Origin of the sequence: Tardiphaga sp. 768_D3_N2_1 (assembly GCF_052076105.1) — a bacterium.
In the GTDB taxonomy this organism is placed as follows: Bacteria; Pseudomonadota; Alphaproteobacteria; order Rhizobiales; family Xanthobacteraceae; genus Tardiphaga.
This window is the reverse complement of record NZ_CP197245.1, coordinates 2,400,580-2,417,576: the sequence shown is the minus strand read 5'-3', so window position 1 is coordinate 2,417,576 and position 16,997 is coordinate 2,400,580. Positions and strand designations below refer to the sequence as shown.

17 protein-coding genes are annotated in these 16,997 nt (G+C 61.6%); 11 read left to right on the top strand and 6 right to left on the bottom strand.

Translation table 11 applies throughout. The features are described 5' to 3' along the window. Nucleotides 1-29: 29 nt before the first annotated feature. Nucleotides 30-410, bottom strand: coding sequence for a hypothetical protein (locus tag AB8A27_RS11235; protein ID WP_441241962.1), 381 nt, complete (start codon nucleotides 408-410; stop codon nucleotides 30-32). Nucleotides 411-751: 341 nt separating this feature from the next. On the opposite strand from AB8A27_RS11235, the gene AB8A27_RS11230 reads away from it, so the two are divergent. The 6 genes from AB8A27_RS11230 (at nucleotide 752) to AB8A27_RS11205 (ending at nucleotide 6,588) form a co-directional block, all read left to right on the top strand. Next, entirely contained in the window at nucleotides 752-1,282 is a 531-nt protein-coding gene (locus AB8A27_RS11230; protein ID WP_441241961.1) for a DedA family protein, read from the top strand. Between the two features lie 147 nt (nucleotides 1,283-1,429). Continuing rightward, nucleotides 1,430-2,419, top strand: coding sequence for an MBL fold metallo-hydrolase (locus AB8A27_RS11225; protein WP_441241960.1), 990 nt, complete (start codon nucleotides 1,430-1,432; stop codon nucleotides 2,417-2,419). A 144-nt stretch (nucleotides 2,420-2,563) separates the two neighbouring features. Then, a complete protein-coding gene (locus AB8A27_RS11220; protein WP_441241959.1) occupies nucleotides 2,564-3,553 on the top strand; it encodes an MBL fold metallo-hydrolase in 990 nt (329 codons plus the stop codon). Between the two features lie 216 nt (nucleotides 3,554-3,769). Continuing rightward, the gene (locus AB8A27_RS11215; RefSeq protein ID WP_441241958.1) at nucleotides 3,770-4,456 is read left to right on the top strand and encodes an FMN-binding negative transcriptional regulator; all 687 of its coding nucleotides are present in this window, start codon (nucleotides 3,770-3,772) and stop codon (nucleotides 4,454-4,456) included. Next, nucleotides 4,453-5,511, top strand: coding sequence for an N-acetyl-gamma-glutamyl-phosphate reductase (gene argC / locus AB8A27_RS11210; protein ID WP_441241957.1), 1,059 nt, complete (start codon nucleotides 4,453-4,455; stop codon nucleotides 5,509-5,511). Before AB8A27_RS11215 ends, argC begins: the two co-directional genes overlap by 4 nt. Nucleotides 5,512-5,853: 342 nt before the next feature. Then, a complete protein-coding gene (locus AB8A27_RS11205; protein ID WP_441241956.1) occupies nucleotides 5,854-6,588 on the top strand; it encodes a hypothetical protein in 735 nt (244 codons plus the stop codon). Nucleotides 6,589-6,739: 151 nt separating this feature from the next. Here AB8A27_RS11205 and AB8A27_RS11200 read toward each other — a convergent pair whose 3' ends face one another. After that, nucleotides 6,740-7,204 (bottom strand): carboxymuconolactone decarboxylase family protein, encoded by a 465-nt coding sequence (locus AB8A27_RS11200; RefSeq protein ID WP_441241955.1) that lies wholly within the window; start codon nucleotides 7,202-7,204, stop codon nucleotides 6,740-6,742. 205 nt (nucleotides 7,205-7,409) lie between these two features. Further along, entirely contained in the window at nucleotides 7,410-8,444 is a 1,035-nt protein-coding gene (locus AB8A27_RS11195; RefSeq protein ID WP_092143373.1) for a glutamine synthetase beta-grasp domain-containing protein, read from the bottom strand. A gap of 503 nt (nucleotides 8,445-8,947) precedes the next feature. On the opposite strand from AB8A27_RS11195, the gene AB8A27_RS11190 reads away from it, so the two are divergent. Next, a complete protein-coding gene (locus tag AB8A27_RS11190) occupies nucleotides 8,948-9,148 on the top strand; it encodes a DUF2735 domain-containing protein (RefSeq protein ID WP_092143370.1) in 201 nt (66 codons plus the stop codon). A 113-nt stretch (nucleotides 9,149-9,261) separates the two neighbouring features. Here the strand turns inward: AB8A27_RS11190 and AB8A27_RS11185 are convergent, their stop codons facing one another. The 3 genes from AB8A27_RS11185 to AB8A27_RS11175 all read right to left on the bottom strand — a co-directional run bounded on the left by AB8A27_RS11185 (nucleotide 9,262) and on the right by AB8A27_RS11175 (nucleotide 12,517). Then, nucleotides 9,262-10,203, bottom strand: coding sequence for a glutaminase (locus AB8A27_RS11185; RefSeq protein WP_441241954.1), 942 nt, complete (start codon nucleotides 10,201-10,203; stop codon nucleotides 9,262-9,264). Between the two features lie 24 nt (nucleotides 10,204-10,227). Further along, nucleotides 10,228-10,629 carry an MAPEG family protein gene (locus AB8A27_RS11180; RefSeq protein WP_441241953.1) on the bottom strand — a complete coding sequence of 134 codons (402 nt, stop codon included), beginning with the start codon at nucleotides 10,627-10,629 and terminating at the stop codon, nucleotides 10,228-10,230. Between the two features lie 148 nt (nucleotides 10,630-10,777). Then, nucleotides 10,778-12,517, bottom strand: coding sequence for a PHA/PHB synthase family protein (locus AB8A27_RS11175; protein ID WP_441244886.1), 1,740 nt, complete (start codon nucleotides 12,515-12,517; stop codon nucleotides 10,778-10,780). 366 nt (nucleotides 12,518-12,883) lie between these two features. Between AB8A27_RS11175 and AB8A27_RS11170 the strand changes: the two genes are divergently transcribed. From AB8A27_RS11170 to glpX, 4 genes are all read left to right on the top strand, one after another. Further along, the gene (locus tag AB8A27_RS11170) at nucleotides 12,884-13,204 is read left to right on the top strand and encodes a hypothetical protein (protein ID WP_441241952.1); all 321 of its coding nucleotides are present in this window, start codon (nucleotides 12,884-12,886) and stop codon (nucleotides 13,202-13,204) included. A 93-nt stretch (nucleotides 13,205-13,297) separates the two neighbouring features. Further along, nucleotides 13,298-14,518, top strand: a complete 1,221-nt coding sequence (locus AB8A27_RS11165; RefSeq protein WP_441241951.1) for an LL-diaminopimelate aminotransferase — start codon at nucleotides 13,298-13,300, stop codon at nucleotides 14,516-14,518. Nucleotides 14,519-14,594: 76 nt separating this feature from the next. Next, nucleotides 14,595-15,917, top strand: coding sequence for a homoserine dehydrogenase (locus AB8A27_RS11160; RefSeq protein ID WP_441241950.1), 1,323 nt, complete (start codon nucleotides 14,595-14,597; stop codon nucleotides 15,915-15,917). 74 nt (nucleotides 15,918-15,991) lie between these two features. Continuing rightward, on the top strand, nucleotides 15,992-16,990 hold the full coding sequence (gene glpX / locus AB8A27_RS11155) for a class II fructose-bisphosphatase (RefSeq protein WP_092143353.1): 999 nt from the start codon (nucleotides 15,992-15,994) through the stop codon (nucleotides 16,988-16,990). Nucleotides 16,991-16,997: the final 7 nt, after the last annotated feature.

Here is a 16,997-nt window from a genome sequence, read left to right as displayed (position 1 = left end):
GGTTGGCAATGTGGCTGCGACCTCGGGGCTTATGTCGCCGTGCCAGAGCGCTCGGTGCGTAGCACAATCACGACGAACAGGGCCATGGCCACGAGCATGATCAGTGAACCGACGATCGGAATGGCCATATAGGCGTGGTTGGCGAGCAGGGTAATGCCGATGCCGACCGGGAACATGATGCCGCCAACGATGTGCATGGAGCCCTGGATTTTGGCCAGCAGCGAGCTTCCGGCTGCGGGAATCAGGCGGTAATACAACCCGAACAGGAACAGCAGCACGCCGCCGACGAGGTTGAGATGCGCATGCGCGGGGCTCAGCAGGAAGTCCTGGCGAATGCCCATCACGATGCCGGCGACCATGCCGATCAGCAATATCAGCGCACTCACGCACATCATCAGCGATCCGATCATCTTCAGTCCTTTGCGTGTTTTGATTGTCGAGCCCGGCAGTCAGCGGGCCTACAGCGGAAAAATTGCCATCCGGGAGATGGTCTGTGATCTTGGTCAGCGGAGCTGGCGCAAGGTTCAGGATACCGCGAGCTCCGCCACTCGTATGTCTGGTGATACGCGGTCGAAGCATCCATTGCGTGTGGAGAGGCCGCGGTCGGACTCATTGGGCGCCACGCCGAACCCTCAGATGTTGTGACTTGATGTGATCGGTGCTGCCGGATTACCTGTGACGGGCGTTTGAAGGTTAAAGCGGTTCGCGGCCGATCTGGCCGGCGCTAGAGCCGTAAAGGAACACTCTCCATATGGAAGGCTGGATGCACGCGTTGATCGAATTCGTGCGCCAGAACCAGGTCTGGGCGGCGCCGATCGTTCTCCTGCTGGCTTTCGGGGAATCGCTCGCCTTCATCTCGCTGCTATTGCCGGCCTGGGGGGCGCTGGTGGCGATCGGCGCACTGGTCGGCGCAAGCGGGATCAGCTTCTGGCCGGTCTTGATTGCCGGTGCTCTCGGTGCGGCACTCGGCGACTGGCTCTCTTATTGGTTCGGCTTCAGATACAAGGACCAGGTGGCGCAGATCTGGCCGCTGTCCAAATTTCCCGACCTGCTTCCGCGCGGCGAAGCCTTCGTCAGGAAGTGGGGCGTGCCCAGCATCTATATCGGCCGCTTCTTCGGCCCGTTGCGGGCCTCGGTGCCGCTGGCCGCCGGCATTTTCGAAATGCCGTATTGGAGCTTTCAGATCGCCAACTTCACGTCGGCCTTTATCTGGGCGGGCGTGCTTCTGCTGTTCGGCGACGGCCTGTCCGTCGCTGTCGAATGGCTCTGGAAGCTGAAGTAATCCGGCGGGGAATAACCGCGGTGCCCAGGTGTTCACGGGCTGACATGTCGCGGTGTCTGCATGCCGCGACAACTCGCAGAAGTCATCGAACGCTGGTAAATAGTTCCGCCAGCCCCCGCCTGTCACTGCTTCACCCTGGAGAACATCATGGATCTGTCACGCCGCCACGCCCTTGCCGGAGCCGCCGCGCTCGCCGCATCTCCGTTGCTCACCGCAGGCTCTGCCAAAGCGTCTGCTCCACCTGCCGATAAGCAGGCGCCGAGCTTCTATCGCTACAAGGTCGGCGATGCGCAGGTGAATGCGATCTCCGACGGCGCCAACACCTTTCCGCTGGCCGATACATTTGTGCTCAATGCCAAGAAGGATGAGGTCAACGCCGCGCTCGACAAGGCCTTCCTGCCGAAGGACAAGATGACCATCCATTTCGCTCCATTGGTCATCAACACCGGCGGCAAGCTGGTGGTGATCGATACGGGCAACGGCCCCGGAGCCCTCGCGGCCACCAAGGGCAATGTCGGCCAGTTCGCCAACAACATGGCTGCCGCCGGCATCGACGCCAAGAACGTCGACATGGTGGTGATCTCGCATTTCCACGGTGATCACGTGAACGGGCTTCTGGCTGCCGATGGCACGCCGGCGTTTCCCAATGCCGAGATCCTGGTGCCCGCTGCTGAGTGGAAGTACTGGAACGACGATGGCGAACTGGCCAAGGCGTCCAGCGACCGCATGAAGGGGTTGTTTGCCAGCAACCGCAAGCTCTTCAACGATGGGCTGAAGAAGAAGGTCACACCCTATGAGTGGGGCAAGAATGTCGCGCCGGGCCTGCTCGCCGTGGAGACGGTCGGCCATACGCCGGGCCACACATCGTTCGTGCTGTCGTCCGGCAGTGACAAGTTGTTCATTCAGTCCGACGTCACCAACCATCCGTCGCTGTTCGTCACCAATCCCGGCTGGCATCTGATGTTCGACCAGGATCCGGCGCAGGCGGAAACCACGCGCCGCAAGGTCTATGACATGCTGGTGGCCGAGAAGATGCGTGTGCAGGGCTTCCATTATCCGTTCCCGGCCAACGGTTTCGTCGAGAAGGATGGCAACGGTTATCGGCTGGTGCCGGCGCCATGGAGCCCGGTGATCTAAGCGAAGCCTGGCAATTTCCCGGCCTGCGCTGCAGCGCAGGCCGGCTGGCTTCGCAAAGAGCATCGCCTCCGTCGTCATCCCGTGCCAGTCTCCGTACTGGAGTCGCGCCAACAGCGACCATGCAAAGCGACGGGAGAAGACCTCATGGATTTGTCACGACGGCATGCACTGGCCGGCGCTGCCGCGCTCGCTGCATCTCCATTACTCGCCACAGGCTCTGCCAGGGCCTCAGCTCCGCCGGCGGACAAGCAGGCGCCAAGCTTCTATCGCTACAAGGTCGGCGATATCCAGGTGAACGCCATCTCCGATGGTGCAGCGACGTTTCCGCTGGCCGATACCTATATTTCCAACGTCAAACGCGATGATATCAATGCCGCGCTCGCCAGGGCATTTCTGCCGACAAACCAGATCACCAACTTCTATGCGCCACTGGTGATCAACACCGGCGGCAAGCTGGTCGTGATCGACACCGGCAACGGGCCGGGCGCCTTTGCGGCAACCAAGGGCAATGTCGGTCAGTTCATCACCAACATGATGGCGGCGGGGATCGATCCAAAGATGATCGACATGGTCGTCATCTCGCACTTTCACGGCGACCATGTGAACGGCCTGCTGACGGCGGACGGCGTGCTTGCATTTCCCAATGCCGAAGTGCTGGTGCCGGCAGCCGAGTGGAAGTTCTGGATGGACGATGGCGAGATGAGTCGTGCTGCTGGCGATCGCATGACCGGTCTGTTCAAGAACAATCGGCGGGTGTTCGAGGCCGGGTTGAAGAAGAAGGTTACGCCCTATGAATGGGGCAAGGACGCCGCGCCGGGGCTGCTGGCGGTTGCTTCGACCGGGCATACGCCGGGCCACACGTCCTATGTGCTGTCTTCCGGATCGGACAAGGTCTTCATCCAGTCTGATGTCACCAACCTTCCGGCGCTATTCGCCGCCAATCCCGGCTGGCACGTGAATTTCGACCAGGAGCCGGTGCAGGCCGAAGCCACCCGCCGTAAGGTCTATGACATGCTGGTGGCCGAGAAGATGCGCGTGCAGGGCTTCCACTATCCGTTCCCGGCCAACGGTTTCGTCGAGAAGGATGGCAATGGCTATCGCATCGTACCGGCGCCGTGGAGCCCGGTGCTCTGACGATCTTGACGGATCGCGGGCACGGCCTTATGACGGCGCCCATGATCAACCTTGCGACCAGCATCATCGCCAGCCGCCGCCGCATTCTCGCGGCAGGTGGAGATATGCGCGCTTAAGCGTTTTTGATCTCTCACTGCCGCCGGATCCGGTCCGCGGCAGTCCTCCCCCTGAAGCGCGATCTGATCCGACGGCCCCTCACAAGAGCAGGAGCCCGTCATGTATACGCCGCCCAGATTCCAGACCGACCGGACCCAAGCTTTGGCGTTCGCCGAGGCACGTGGATTCGGCACCGCCTGTGCGTGGGACGGCCGCAAGCCGATCGCGGCATCCCTGCCGTTCTGCCTGGACTACGGCAATGACGGTACGCCGCGCCTCGCATTTCATCTGGCGCGGCAGAACCCGTTGCTGAAGGTCGCGGACGGTGTGACCCCATGGGCCATGGCGATCACCGGCGCAGACGCCTATGTCTCGGCTGACTGGTATGTGTCGCCGGATCAGGTCCCGACCTGGCTCTATCAGGCGGTGCATCTCACGGGGCCCGCACGGCTGCTATCCGATCGCGAACTCGGTCCGCATCTTGACGCGCTGAGCGCCAGGTTCGAAAGCTGGCTCGCGCCGAAGAAGCCCTGGACGTCCGGAAAGATGGCGGCGGGGCGACTGGATGCGATGAAGAAGGCGATCGTCGGCGTGGTCATGACGGTGGATGAGGTGGAGGGGAGCTTCAAGCTCAACCAGCACAAGTCCGACGCCGATCACCTGGCTGTCATGAGCTCGCTGGCCATGCGGCCGGAGCCGGCGGCTGTCGAGATCGCGGATGCGATGCGCAAATTACGGCCGCATTTATTTGCGGAAGAGACGACACATTTGACTGCTATGGCTGAGGCGGAAGGATTTATGGGATGAGCAACAAGAAGAAAATCGGCATTCTGGGGGCCTCCGGTTACACTGGCGCCGAACTGGTGCGGCTGCTGCTGCGTCATCCCAAGGTCGAGCTCGTGCTGCTGACGGCCGACCGGCGCGCCGGACAGGCGATGGGCGATGTGTTCCCGCAATTTGCGCCCTATGAGCTGCCGACGCTCGTGAGCATCGACCAGGTCGACTGGACGACTATCGGCCTCGATCTGGTGTTCTGCGCGCTACCGCATGCGACCACGCAGAAGGTGCTGCAGGATCTCCTGGCCAAAGCGCCGGAGACCAAGGTGGTGGATCTCTCTGCCGACTTCCGGCTTGAGGACGCAGCAGCCTATGCGAAGTGGTACGGCCACGAGCATCACGCGCTGGAGCTGCAGAAGGAGGCCGTCTACGGCCTCGTCGAAATCTATCGGCGCGACATCAAGAAGGCGCGGCTCGTCGCCAATCCCGGCTGCTACACGTCGTGCGCGATCCTTCCGTTGGTGCCGCTACTGAAGGCGCGCGCCATCGAGACCGACGAGATCGTCATCGACGCCAAGTCCGGCATGACGGGAGCAGGGCGTTCGGCCAAGGAAGAGATGCTTTTCTCCGAAGTGTCCGAAGGCTTCAACGCCTATGGCGTCGGCCATCACCGGCACATGGCGGAGCTCGATCAGGAGTTCTCCAAGGCTGCCGGGAAGGACGTGGTCGTGAGCTTCACGCCGCATCTGCTGCCGCAGAACCGCGGCATTCTCTCGACCATCTATGTACGGGGCCGGCGTGGCAAGACGGCGCAGGATCTCCACGAGGTGCTGGTGAAGCAGTATGAGAAGGAGCCGTTCGTTCACATCCTGCCATTCGGCAAGACGCCGCATTCGCGGCATGTGCGCGGCTCCAACATGACCTTCATCGGCGTGGCCGCTGACCGTATCCCGGGCCGCGCCATCATTGTCTCGACGCTCGACAACCTTACCAAAGGCGCGTCGGGGCAGGCGGTGCAGAACATGAATCTGGTACTCGGTTTTGCCGAGACGCTGGGCATCGATCAGCCGGCGATGTTCCCGTAACGGAAGCTCCGCCTCGCTCCATCATGGTCGGGACAAAGCCGGTCATGATGGAGCGAGAGGCACGCGCCCGCAAAACAAAACGGCCCGGACTTCCATCCGGGCCGTTTCTCATTTCGCCCTTCAGCATGTTGCCGGATGAGTGTCACGACATCCGGCAACGGCACGTCGACCGGAGCAATAGCCTCGCATATCGCTCGCTGATGCGGGCTACGGCCACGTGTGACGCGTGAGTGGCATTGACCGGAAACACATCCATAGATAGATTTTTCGGATATTGGAACGTCCCGGCCAAACGCGGCCGGCCGTCGCTTGTTTGAAAAATTCATTTTTGGGGGTGTGGGTATGCGTCATTCCTGGCGTTGGAATGTGTTCTTCGTGATTGTGGCTCTGTTCGGTGCGCCTGCTGAAAGCTTCGCTCAGATCGGCATCGGAGATGTCATCGGCAATCGGACATTGCGATTGAGCAGCGGCGTCGATCTCGGGCTGACCAGGTTCGGCCCGGATCTTGTCACCGGTTCGGTGACGGCGTTCGCGGCGGTTCGCGACATCCAGGCGGTGATGGACACTGTGCTGCCGGTGATCAACAAGCAGATTGTTTGCAAAAACCACAGCCCATTCGAGGGCGGCGGCAGACTGCAGAGCATTTCGATCAATGGATCGACGGCGTTGCCGAACGGGCTGGTGCTCACTGCGACGGGGGACTTCGCGGATTGCCTCACCGGCTGGGTTGGAGCTCAGGCGCAGATCTCGATTCCCCTCCTGATTTCGAACACCGCTCTCTCGGTGAAGCTCAGCGTCGGCACCATCACTGTCGGCGATGGTCGCAAGGGGTGGCAGCGTCAGGTCGCCAGTGCCATTGCGTCGAAGATTGCGCCCGTGACCGCTCAGCTCAATGGTTACATCGGGACACAACTTTCCGGGCAAGCCCTGCGGCGCCAGGCCGACGCATACAAGCTGAAGATCAATTCCATTCAGTTGGCGACGGACACCGGAGACCTCATTCTCACGGTCAAGCTATCGGGCCAGGCCAAGGTGCAGGAGCTGGATGCGCTACTTGTCGGGACGCCGGGGAGCTGACCAACCAGTCTTGCCGCAGCCCGGACAAGCGCAGCGGCATCCACGTCTTGGCGACGAGAGCGAAGACGTAGATGGCCGGGCCATGACGGCAAGAGGCGTTAGCCAAAACAAGCGGCCCGAACTTTCGTCCGGCCGTTTTCCCATGCTCTTTTCACTTTGCCGATCCCGGCTTCTGTGCGCGTTCCTTGAACAGCTCACTCAGTGTCTGCGCAGCCTCGATGGCGCGCGGGAAGCCGGCATGGACGGTCGTCAGATAGACGATCTCCTTTAGTTCTTCCTCTTTCACGCCGGCGTTGAGCGCGTAGCCCGCATGGATCTTCATGAACGGCCGATGCCCCAGTGCTGCGAAAGCGGCAACCGCTGCCAGCTGTCGCGTGCGCGCGTCGAGAACCGGCCGCGCCCAGACGTCGCCGAGTGCGTAGCCCGTGATCGCATCGGCGAGAAAGGGAAACTCGGTGCGCAAGCCTTCGAGGGTCGGCTGGCTGCTGCCGGCATTGAGCGATCGAACAACCTCTTCACCGCGACGCAGACGTTCTTCCGTCGTCTCCGCGCGAAGGCTTGCCGTGAATGTCAGCACGCAGAATGCCGCAACGAAGGCGGTCGTTTGATATGACATGATCGCTGCTCCCTGTTTTTCTCGTCGCGTCAGCGTCGCGAATGTCGCGACGGCGGACAAGTATTGGGGTAGGTGCGCGCCCGGTATTAGACCGATCCTGCCGATCTCTTGTCCAATCCTCTAAGGCGGCGAAAGGACGCAGAGGTCAAACAAAACGGCCCGAACTTTCGTTCGGGCCGTTCGTCATTCTAATTTAGGGAGCGACTTACGCGGCTGCCGACTTTGCGGTCGGAACTTCCGAGATCGTCTTCAGGATCTGCGAAGCGATCTGGTAGGGGTCGCCCTGGGAGTTCGGACGACGGTCTTCCAGATAGCCCTTGTAGTCGTTCTTGATGAAGGAGTGCGGGACGCGGATCGACGCGCCACGATCCGCGATACCGTAGGAGAACTTGTTCCACGGAGCGGTTTCGTGCTTGCCGGTCAGGCGCTTGTCGTTGTCCGGACCGTAGACGTTGATGTGGTCCATCAGGTTCTTGTCGAACTGGGCCATCAGGGCTTCGAAGTAAGCCTTGCCGCCGACCGTACGCATATATTCGGTCGAGAAGTTGGCGTGCATGCCCGAGCCGTTCCAGTCGGTGTCGCCGAGCGGCTTGCAGTGGAATTCGATGTCGATGCCATACTTTTCCGTCAGACGGAGCAGCAGGTAACGCGCGATCCACATTTCGTCAGCGGCCTTCTTGGAGCCCTTGCCGAAGATCTGGAATTCCCACTGGCCCTTCGCCACTTCGGCGTTGATGCCTTCGTGGTTGATGCCAGCTTCGAGGCAGAGGTCGAGATGTTCTTCGACGATCTCGCGGGCGATCGAGCCGACATTCTTGAAGCCGACGCCGGTGTAGTACGGACCCTGCGGAGCCGGATAGCCAGCCTCGGGGAAGCCGAGCGGACGGCCGTTCTCGTAGAAGAAGTATTCCTGTTCGAAACCGAACCAGGCGCCGGCATCGTCGAGAATGGTGGCGCGCTTGTTGGTGGAGTGCGGGGTGACGCCATCCGGCATCATGACTTCGCACATCACCAGAGCGCCGTTCTCACGGGCCGCGTCCGGATAGATCGCAACCGGCTTCAGCACGCAATCGGAGCTGTGGCCTTCGGCCTGCATGGTCGACGAACCGTCGAAGCCCCACAGCGGGAGCTGCTCGAGTGTCGGGAAAGAATCGAATTCCTTGATCTGCGTCTTGCCACGCAGGTTCGGAACCGGCGTGTAACCGTCGAGCCAAATATACTCGAGCTTATACTTTGTCATGCGGGTCTCTCATGAGTTGGCGATGCGTAGGGCGTGAACCCTGAGCTTGCTGGCGCGCGGATGCATGATCCGCCCGCCAGCGGCGCTGCATATAAAGCACGTAGTATGCCAACTTGTCGCGGTGCAACGCTTTTGTGACGAAAACTTCGGCGCGTCCCCAACCGGGCTGCCATTCGCTGCCGGAAGAGGGTGTTGGAGGTCGGGAATCGGTCCGGATTCGCGAATTTTTCAGAGGAATTCGGCCGCGCGCGAAAATACCGGCTGCTCAATTCCCTTGCAGGCGATTTTTGACGGGAACTTTTCTGCCTTTCAGACGCTCAAATGACAGGTCAGACGCCGCGTAGGCGGCCTCAAAACCTGCGCGCCCAAGGCGCACGTCCAGCGAGTGCGCATATTGTAGCCATTTGCATGCTTCTTACGAGGCAGTCGGCACAAAAGAAGGGCGTCTCTGTTACAATGATGATCCGAAAGGAAAAATCAGATCAGAGGAAGGAAGAGAAGCGATGCCAACGTCTCAAACGCATCACCCCCATACCGCTAAAATCTACCAATTCCCGGTTGGTGGTCGTGCATCGGTCGGTCCGCGGGGACGGCTCAGCAAGCCAATGGACCTGCGTGCCTCGACCGTGAAAACCGTGGCCGACCATGACAGCTGGTACCACGAAGCGGCCATCCAGGAAGCCAAGCGGACCCGTGAACATTGACGGTGCCTGGCCGGAAGCAAGGTTCACCGCCGCGGGCGCGGTTCATCGACGACGATCAAGGGTTGAAACAGCAATGTTTCAGCCCTTTTTCATGAACGGATACCGGGGTGACGTCAGGTCCCGAAGATCGACCAGCCGAGCCGTTTGGTGAGCTCTTCGAGGGCGATGCGACCGAGATGCGAATTGCCATGATGGTCGAGGCCGGGCGCCCAGACGGCGATCGACGCCTTGCCCGGCGCCACCGCGATAATGCCGCCGCCGACACCGCTCTTGCCGGGCAGGCCGACGCGATAAGCGAATTCGCCGGAGCCGTCATAGTGCCCGCAGGTCAGCATCAGCGCGTTGATGCGGCGCGCGCGCTCCGACGACACTACCGAGAGCCCGGTCGACGGATTGCGGCCCGAATAGGCGAGGTAGCGCGTCGCCATCGCCAGCTGCCGGCACGACATCGCGATGGCACAGTGATGGAAATAGACGCCGAGCGTGAAGTCGACGGGATTCTGGACGACGCCGAACGACTTCATGTAATTGGCCAGCGCGGTGTTGCGAAAGCCCGTGCGTTTCTCGGAGGCCGCCACCGCCTCGTCGATCACGATGGTGTCGTCGCCAGCCAGAAACTGCATGAAGCGCAGGATTTCGCCGATTGCCTCGCGCGGCTGGTGGCCGGACAGGATGACATCGGTGACGGCGATGGCGCCGGCATTGATGAAGGGATTGCGCGGCACGCCGCGCTCGCGTTCGAGCTGGACGATGGAGTTGAACGGATTGCCCGACGGTTCGCGGCCGACATGTTTCCACAGCCGGTCACCGACCATGCCGAGCGCCAAGGTCAGCGTGAAGACCTTCGAGATACTCTGGATCGAGAACGGCTCATCGGCATCGCCGCCGGTCGCTACCTGGCCATCGGCATCGACCACCACGAGTCCGAACTTGTTGGGATCGATGCCGGCGAGCTCCGGAATATAGCTCGCAACCTCGCCGCGGTCGGTCCGCTGCGCCATCTCGTCAGCGATTTCGGTGACGATCGTTTGCAGGTCTGGCGCGGGGTGACTCATTGCGCTGGACTAGCGTATCCGGCCTCAGACCGGAATACGCAGGATCGCGACGGCGAGCACCGCCTGAGCGATGAAGCCCACCAGGAAGGCCAGCGTACGGAAAATCGGCAGGCCGAGCGTATAGACGATCAGATGTACGACGCGCGACCAGAAATACACCGCGCAAGCGAGTACGGTGGTCGGGGTCGAGACGTCGGCGGCATTGAGGATCAGCACGAGCGGCGCGAAGATGATGAGGTTCTCGACCGCATTGTCATGGGCAAACATCAGCCGGTTGGCCCATTCGGCCTGCGGTCTGTCGGTGCGCGTCGGATTGGCCATGACGCCGGTGAGACCGCGGACCATGATGCGGTTCACCATATAGGGCACCCAGAGCAGGCCGGTGAGAATCACGGTCAGCGTCAGCCAGAACAATTCGCGCGTCATCCGGATGTCCTTTCAGGCGAAATTTCCGCAGAAAACGCGGAGATGGTCATGCAAAACACGCGCGCCGCAAGCGGTATGCGATGCGCGTTGGCTGAAACCATAGACGTTTGCTGTGACAACGCCAAGCAAGTGCGGAGCAGGCGAGTCGTTATGCCCGCACCCGCACGTAACTGCCCGGGGCATCTTCCAGTGGGGGGAAAGCCTCGGTGCCGACCTGACGGGCCGGAACCTCTTCGCCATCGATGCCGGCGAGCCATTCACGCCAGTTCGGCCACCACGAGCCAGCATGTTCCTGCGCGGTCTTCATCCAGTCGGCGAGATTGGTGGCGTGGGCGTTGTCGTTGGTCCAGTACTGGTACTTGCCGGAAGCTGGTGGATTGACCACGCCGGCGATGTGGCCGGAGCCGGACAGCACATATTTCACCGGGCCGCCGAAGAACTGCGAGCCGTACAGCACCGACTGCGCCGGCGCGATGTGATCCTCGCGGGTGGCGAGATTGTAGACAGGCACCTTGACCTTGGAGAGATCAAGCCGGGTGTTGTCGAGGATCATGTTGCCGGTCGAGAGCTTGTTCTCGAGATAGCAGTTGCGCAGATAGAACGAGTGGTTCGCCGCCGGCATCCGCGTCGCATCCGAATTCCAGTGCAGCAGATCGAAGGCCGAAGGCGGCTTGCCCTTGAGGTAGTTGTTGACCACGTAGGACCAGATCAGGTCGTTGGAGCGCAGCATGTTGAAGGCCATGGCCATCTTGCTGCCTTCCAGTACACCCGCCGCCTGCATGTCCTTTTCCAGCGCCGAGATCTGATCCTCATCGACGAACACCATGAGGTCGCCGGCATGGGTGAAGTCGACCTGCGCGGCCAGGAACGTTGCCGATGCTACGCGGACGCGGCGCTTTTCGGCCAGCCAGGCCAGCGTCGAGGCGAGCAGGGTGCCGCCGACGCAATAGCCGATCGTGTGGACCGTCATCTCCCCGGTGACCTGCTCGATGACGTCCATTGCCGTCAGTGGACCTTCCTTCATGTAATCGTCGAAGGTCTTGTTGCCGAGCCGCTTGTCGGGATTGACCCAGGAGATCACGAACACCGAGATGCCCTGATCGACGCACCACTTGATGAAGGATTTCTCGGGCTTGAGATCGAGGATGTAGAACTTATTGATCCAGGGCGGCACGATCAGGAGCGGTGTGCGCAGCACGTTCTCGGTTGCCGGCTGATACTGGATCAGCTGCATCACCTCATTCTGAAAAATCACCTTGCCCGGCGTCGTCGCCATGTTGACGCCGACTTCGAGATTCTTTGGATCGGACTGGCGAATGCGCAGCGAGCCTTTGCCGGCTTCGATGTCTTCAGCCAGCATGGTCATGCCGCGCATCAGGTTGCTGCCATTCGACATCACCGTCTCGCGTAGCACTTCCGGATTGGTCAGCACGAAGTTCGACGGCGCCATCGCATTGGTGATCTGCTGGACGTAGAACTCCGCCTTCTTGCGGGTATGTGCATCGAGCCCCTCGGCATTCTTGACGAGGTCGTGGGCCCATTGCGTGGTCAGCAGATAGGCCTGCATGACGAAGTCGAAGAACTGGTTCGATTTCCACTCGGGATCGCTGAAGCGCTTGTCGCGCGGCGGTGCCTCGATGGCGGGCGAGCCGGCTTCGCCGACCATCCGGCGCATCGCCGAGCCCCAAAGGTCGAGATAGGCCTTGCCGAGTTTCATCTGCAATTCGGCGGCACGCTTGTCGTCGGACAGCCAGTAATTGGCGACGATGCTGAATGTCTTGATCAGTTCGGTCAGCTCGCTCGGCGGTTTGTCGACGGTCTCGCCGGTCTGGCGCGGCTGCAGATAGGCGGCCAGCGCCTTGCCGCCATTCTCCATCGCCTTGGCCATGTTGAGCGCAAAAGCTTCAGGATTGAACGGCTTGTCGGTCTTGTCGCCCCAGGTCTTGTCGTTCCCGGTCTTGTTCTCGGCAGCTTTGGCGTCGGCGGCAACTTCGGTCATGGCGCAACAACAGCTTCATTCCAGTCGGGCAACGGTACGTCACCACTCACATCGATGATGGCACAGTTCGCGGATTGCCGCAGGATTCGATGTGCTGCACCGCGTCATGTCGTCGGTTTTGGGTCTTGCTTCGGTCATATTGAAGATCCAAGCCTGTATCCTGTTCTCCCGGCGTTAATCGTTTGTGACCAGATTGGCTGGATGGTGCGCTGCGATGGGGATGAAATCGATTCTAATGCGATGTAGGGTTGTGGCGTGACGCGTAGAGGCACATTCAGGGCGATCGATGGCCGCAGCGCGCGGGTGGCGACAGTGGCTGCCCTGCTGGCGCTGGGTCTCGGCTCACCCTTGGGCGGCTGTGCCTCGACCATCGCCGACATGCCCATGGTGGGGACTCCGGCGGGCGCTCCGGCGCGTCCGGCCGAGGTCGGCACCTATCTGCCGGTTCACGATCTGCCGACCACCCGCGAAGGTACCGCCATGGCGCCGGCGGATCAGGCCAAGATGCAGGCCGAGCTGACTGCGGCCCGCGACCGCCAGGCCGTTGTCCTGCCGGCCAAACCGGCGGCCAAATAGTCAAAACTGCCTGTCGTGACTGGTGTCAGCGGGCTTCCGTGATAAAAAGAAACGATTCAACCGCACGCTGAAGCGGTTCTGGAGCCCGATCCCATGGAAGACTTTTACCGAATTCGCCGTCTGCCGCCCTATGTGTTCGAACAGATCAACCGGGCCAAGGCCGCCGCGCGCAATTCGGGCGCCGATATCATCGACATGGGCATGGGCAATCCGGACCTGCCGACCCCGCCGCACGTCCTTGAAAAGCTCAAGGAGACCCTCGGCAAGCCGCGCACCGATGGCTACTCGTCCTCCAAGGGCATTCCCGGTCTTCGCAAGGCGCAGGCTGGCTATTACGCCCGTCGTTTCGGCGTGAAGCTGAATCCGGACACCCAGATCGTCGCCACGCTGGGCTCCAAGGAAGGCTTTGCCAATGTTGCCCAGGCGATCACGGCGCCGGGCGATGTCGTGCTGGTGCCCAATCCGAGCTATCCGATCCATGCCTTCGGCTTTCTGATGGCGGGCGGCGTGATCCGCTCGGTGCCATCGGATCCGACTCCGGATTTCTTCCCCGCGGTGGAGCGCGCCATTCAGCATTCGATCCCCAAGCCGATCGCGCTGGTGGTCTGCTATCCGTCGAACCCGACGGCCAAGGTCGCCAGCCTCGACTTCTACAAGGACCTCGTGGCTTTTGCGAAGAAGCACGAGATCTACATTCTCTCGGACCTCGCTTATGCCGAGATCTATTTCAACGACAAGAACCCGCCGCCCTCGGTGCTGCAGGTGCCTGGCGCGGTCGACGTCACCGTCGAGTTCACCTCGATGTCCAAGACCTATTCCATGGCCGGCTGGCGCATGGGCTTTGCGGTCGGAAACGAGCGCATCGTCTCGGCGCTGACCCGCGTGAAGTCGTATCTCGACTACGGTGCGTTCACGCCCGTGCAGGTCGCGGCAACCGCGGCGCTGAACGGTCCGGATGACTGCATCAAGGAGATGCGCGACACCTATCGCAAGCGCCGCGACACGCTGATTGAGAGCTTCGGGCGCGCCGGTTGGGATATCCCGGTGCCGGAAGCCTCGATGTTCGCCTGGACGCCGCTGCCGGAGAAATTCCGCGAGATCGGCTCCATGCAGTTTGCAACGCTTCTGGTTGAAAAGTCCGGCGTGGTGGTATCGCCCGGCGTCGGTTTCGGCGAACACGGCGAGGGCTATGTCCGCATCGCCATCGTCGAGAACGAACAGCGCATTCGCCAGGCTGCCCGTGGTGTGCGCCGCTTCCTTGAAAGCGGTCTCGAAACGTTGCACAACGTGGTTCCTCTCGCCAACCGGCGATAGGCGTGATCCCGAAAACCGGCAACCGGTTTTCGGACCGGTCATCGCTCAACAAGAATTCCGACAGGTCTGAAGCTTAATGGTCGCACCCCTCAAAGTGGGTATCGCGGGACTCGGCACCGTTGGTGCCGAAGTCGTCCGTCTCATCGAACAGCAGAACTCGATTTTGGCCGCGCGCTGCGGTCGTGGCGTCAAGGTGGTTGCTGTCACCGCGCGCTCCAAGACCAAGAAGCGCGGTGTCGATCTGCGCGGCATCGACTGGATGAAGGATCCGCTGGCGGTTGCGCAGCATCCGGACGTCGAGTGCTTCGTCGAATTGATGGGTGGCGTAGGCGATCCCGCGCTGTCGTCGATCGAGGCGGCGCTAGGCGCCGGCAAGTCGGTCGTCACCGCGAACAAGGCACTGATCGCCAAGCATGGTCTGAAGCTCGCGGCATCGGCCGAGAAGCACGGCGGCGCGCTCAACTACGAGGCTGCCGTCGCTGGCGCGATTCCGATCATCAAGACGATCCGTGAGGGTCTGTCTGGCACCGATATCAATCGCGTCTACGGTATTCTCAACGGCACCTGCAACTACATCTTGTCCCGGATGGAGCTGGAGGGCTTGTCTTTCGAGGAATGCCTCAAGGACGCGCAGCGGCTTGGCTACGCCGAGGCCGAGCCGTCCTTCGACGTCGACGGTCACGATACCGCACAAAAGCTGGCCATTCTCGCCAGCCTCGCATTCGGCACCAAGGTCGCGCAAAGCGCGGTGTCGGTCGAGGGCATCTCGTCGATCGCGGCTGAAGATCTGCGCGCTGCTGCAGAGCTTGGCTATCGCGTGAAGCTGCTGGGCGTTGCCATGCGCACCGCAACTGGCATCGAACAGCGCGTGCATCCAACAATGGTGCCGCTGTCTTCCTCCATTGCCCAGGTCATGGGCGTCACCAACGCCGTGACCGTCGACGGTGCCGGTATCGCGCCGATCACACTGGTCGGTCCCGGCGCCGGTGGTGCTGCGACGGCGTCTGCTGTTCTCGCCGATATCGCCGACGTCGCACGTCATGTGCGCACGTTGCCGTTCGGCCGGCCGGTTGAGAAGCTCAAGACCACCACCAAGGCGCCGATGGAACGCCATGAAGGTGGTTATTATATCCGCCTGATGGCACGCGATCTCGCCGGCACAGCTGCCCGCATCGCGACGCGCCTGGCCGAGCAGAAGATTTCGCTAGAGTCGATCGTGCAGCGCCATCCCAATGGCGGCATCGAGCCGGTCGGTAAGAGTGCGAAATCGTCACCTGTGCCTGTTATTCTGATCACCTATGCGACCACTGAAGACGCGATGCGCCGCGCCCTCCAGGCCGTGCAGAGCGACAAGGTGATATCGGGCAAGCCGCAGGTTATCAGGATCGAGAAGAACTAAATCCACGCGTTGAGAGTTGTATGGGATCATCGATCCCTAGGGGTCGTCAGACCCGCCGTAGAAGGAGCCAGCCGATGTCGACCCATATTACCGTCCCGCCGCAGCAACTGCTCGAGCGCATTCTGACGCTGGAGATCGTTCGCGTGACCGAGCGCGCGGCGGTGTCGGCTGCGCGGCTGCGTGGTCATGGGCAGGAGAAGGCGGCCGATCAGGCAGCGGTCGATGCGATGCGCCGCGAACTCAACAAGATGCCGATCGACGGAACCATCGTGATCGGCGAGGGCGAGCGCGACGAAGCCCCGATGCTTTATATCGGCGAGAAGGTCGGCATCAATGCCGGCCCGAAGGTCGACATTGCCGTCGACCCGCTGGAAGGCACGACGCTGTGCGCCAAGGACATGCCGGGCTCGATTGCTACCATGGCGATGGCCGATGGCGGCACGCTGCTGCACGCGCCCGACGTCTATATGGACAAGATCGCGATCGGCCCCGGTTACGACAAGAACGTAATCAATATCGATGCGTCGCCCGAGGAAAACATCAAGCGCCTCGCAAAGGCCAAGGGCGTGCCGGTGTCGGAGATCACCGCCCTGGTGCTCGAACGGCCGCGGCACGAAGCATTGATTGCAGCGATCCGCTCGACCGGGGCGGCGCTGCGTCTCATTCCCGACGGCGACGTCGCCGGCGTCATCCACACCACTGATCCCGCTAAATCTGGCATCGACATCTATCTTGGCATTGGTGGAGCGCCGGAAGGTGTGCTGGCGGCAGCAGCACTGCGCTGCATCGGCGGCCAGATGCAGACTCGCCTGATCCTCGACACCGAAGAGAAGCGCGAGCGTGCGGCGAAGATGGGCGTCACCGATCCCAAGATGATCTATGGCATCGAGGACATGGCGAAGGGCGACTGCCTGTTTGCCGCCACTGGTGTCACCGATGGCGCCTTGCTGTCAGGCGTCAAGTTCCGCGGCGACGTCATCGAGACCGAGACCATCGTGATGCGTTCGGTGACCGGGACCGTGCGCATCATCAAGGGCGAGCATCGCCAGCTCGAGAAATTCCATCTGGATTGAGTTCGGT

Bases quoted from the DNA above. Each gene is read 5' to 3' on its own strand.
- argC (WP_441241957.1), top strand. From the start codon at position 4,453: ATGAGCAACAAGAAGAAAATCGGCATTCTGGGGGCCTCCGGTTACACT.
- AB8A27_RS11195 (WP_092143373.1), bottom strand. From the start codon at position 8,444: ATGACAAAGTATAAGCTCGAGTATATTTGGCTCGACGGTTACACGCCG.
- AB8A27_RS11235 (WP_441241962.1), bottom strand. From the start codon at position 410: ATGATCGGATCGCTGATGATGTGCGTGAGTGCGCTGATATTGCTGATC.
- AB8A27_RS11200 (WP_441241955.1), bottom strand. From the start codon at position 7,204: ATGTCATATCAAACGACCGCCTTCGTTGCGGCATTCTGCGTGCTGACA.
- AB8A27_RS11165 (WP_441241951.1), top strand. From the start codon at position 13,298: ATGGAAGACTTTTACCGAATTCGCCGTCTGCCGCCCTATGTGTTCGAA.
- AB8A27_RS11220 (WP_441241959.1), top strand. From the start codon at position 2,564: ATGGATTTGTCACGACGGCATGCACTGGCCGGCGCTGCCGCGCTCGCT.
- AB8A27_RS11230 (WP_441241961.1), top strand. From the start codon at position 752: ATGGAAGGCTGGATGCACGCGTTGATCGAATTCGTGCGCCAGAACCAG.
- AB8A27_RS11185 (WP_441241954.1), bottom strand. From the start codon at position 10,203: ATGAGTCACCCCGCGCCAGACCTGCAAACGATCGTCACCGAAATCGCT.
- AB8A27_RS11205 (WP_441241956.1), top strand. From the start codon at position 5,854: ATGCGTCATTCCTGGCGTTGGAATGTGTTCTTCGTGATTGTGGCTCTG.
- AB8A27_RS11190 (WP_092143370.1), top strand. From the start codon at position 8,948: ATGCCAACGTCTCAAACGCATCACCCCCATACCGCTAAAATCTACCAA.
- glpX (WP_092143353.1), top strand. From the start codon at position 15,992: ATGTCGACCCATATTACCGTCCCGCCGCAGCAACTGCTCGAGCGCATT.
- AB8A27_RS11215 (WP_441241958.1), top strand. From the start codon at position 3,770: ATGTATACGCCGCCCAGATTCCAGACCGACCGGACCCAAGCTTTGGCG.
- AB8A27_RS11175 (WP_441244886.1), bottom strand. From the start codon at position 12,517: ATGGCCAAGGCGATGGAGAATGGCGGCAAGGCGCTGGCCGCCTATCTG.
- AB8A27_RS11180 (WP_441241953.1), bottom strand. From the start codon at position 10,629: ATGACGCGCGAATTGTTCTGGCTGACGCTGACCGTGATTCTCACCGGC.
- AB8A27_RS11160 (WP_441241950.1), top strand. From the start codon at position 14,595: ATGGTCGCACCCCTCAAAGTGGGTATCGCGGGACTCGGCACCGTTGGT.
- AB8A27_RS11225 (WP_441241960.1), top strand. From the start codon at position 1,430: ATGGATCTGTCACGCCGCCACGCCCTTGCCGGAGCCGCCGCGCTCGCC.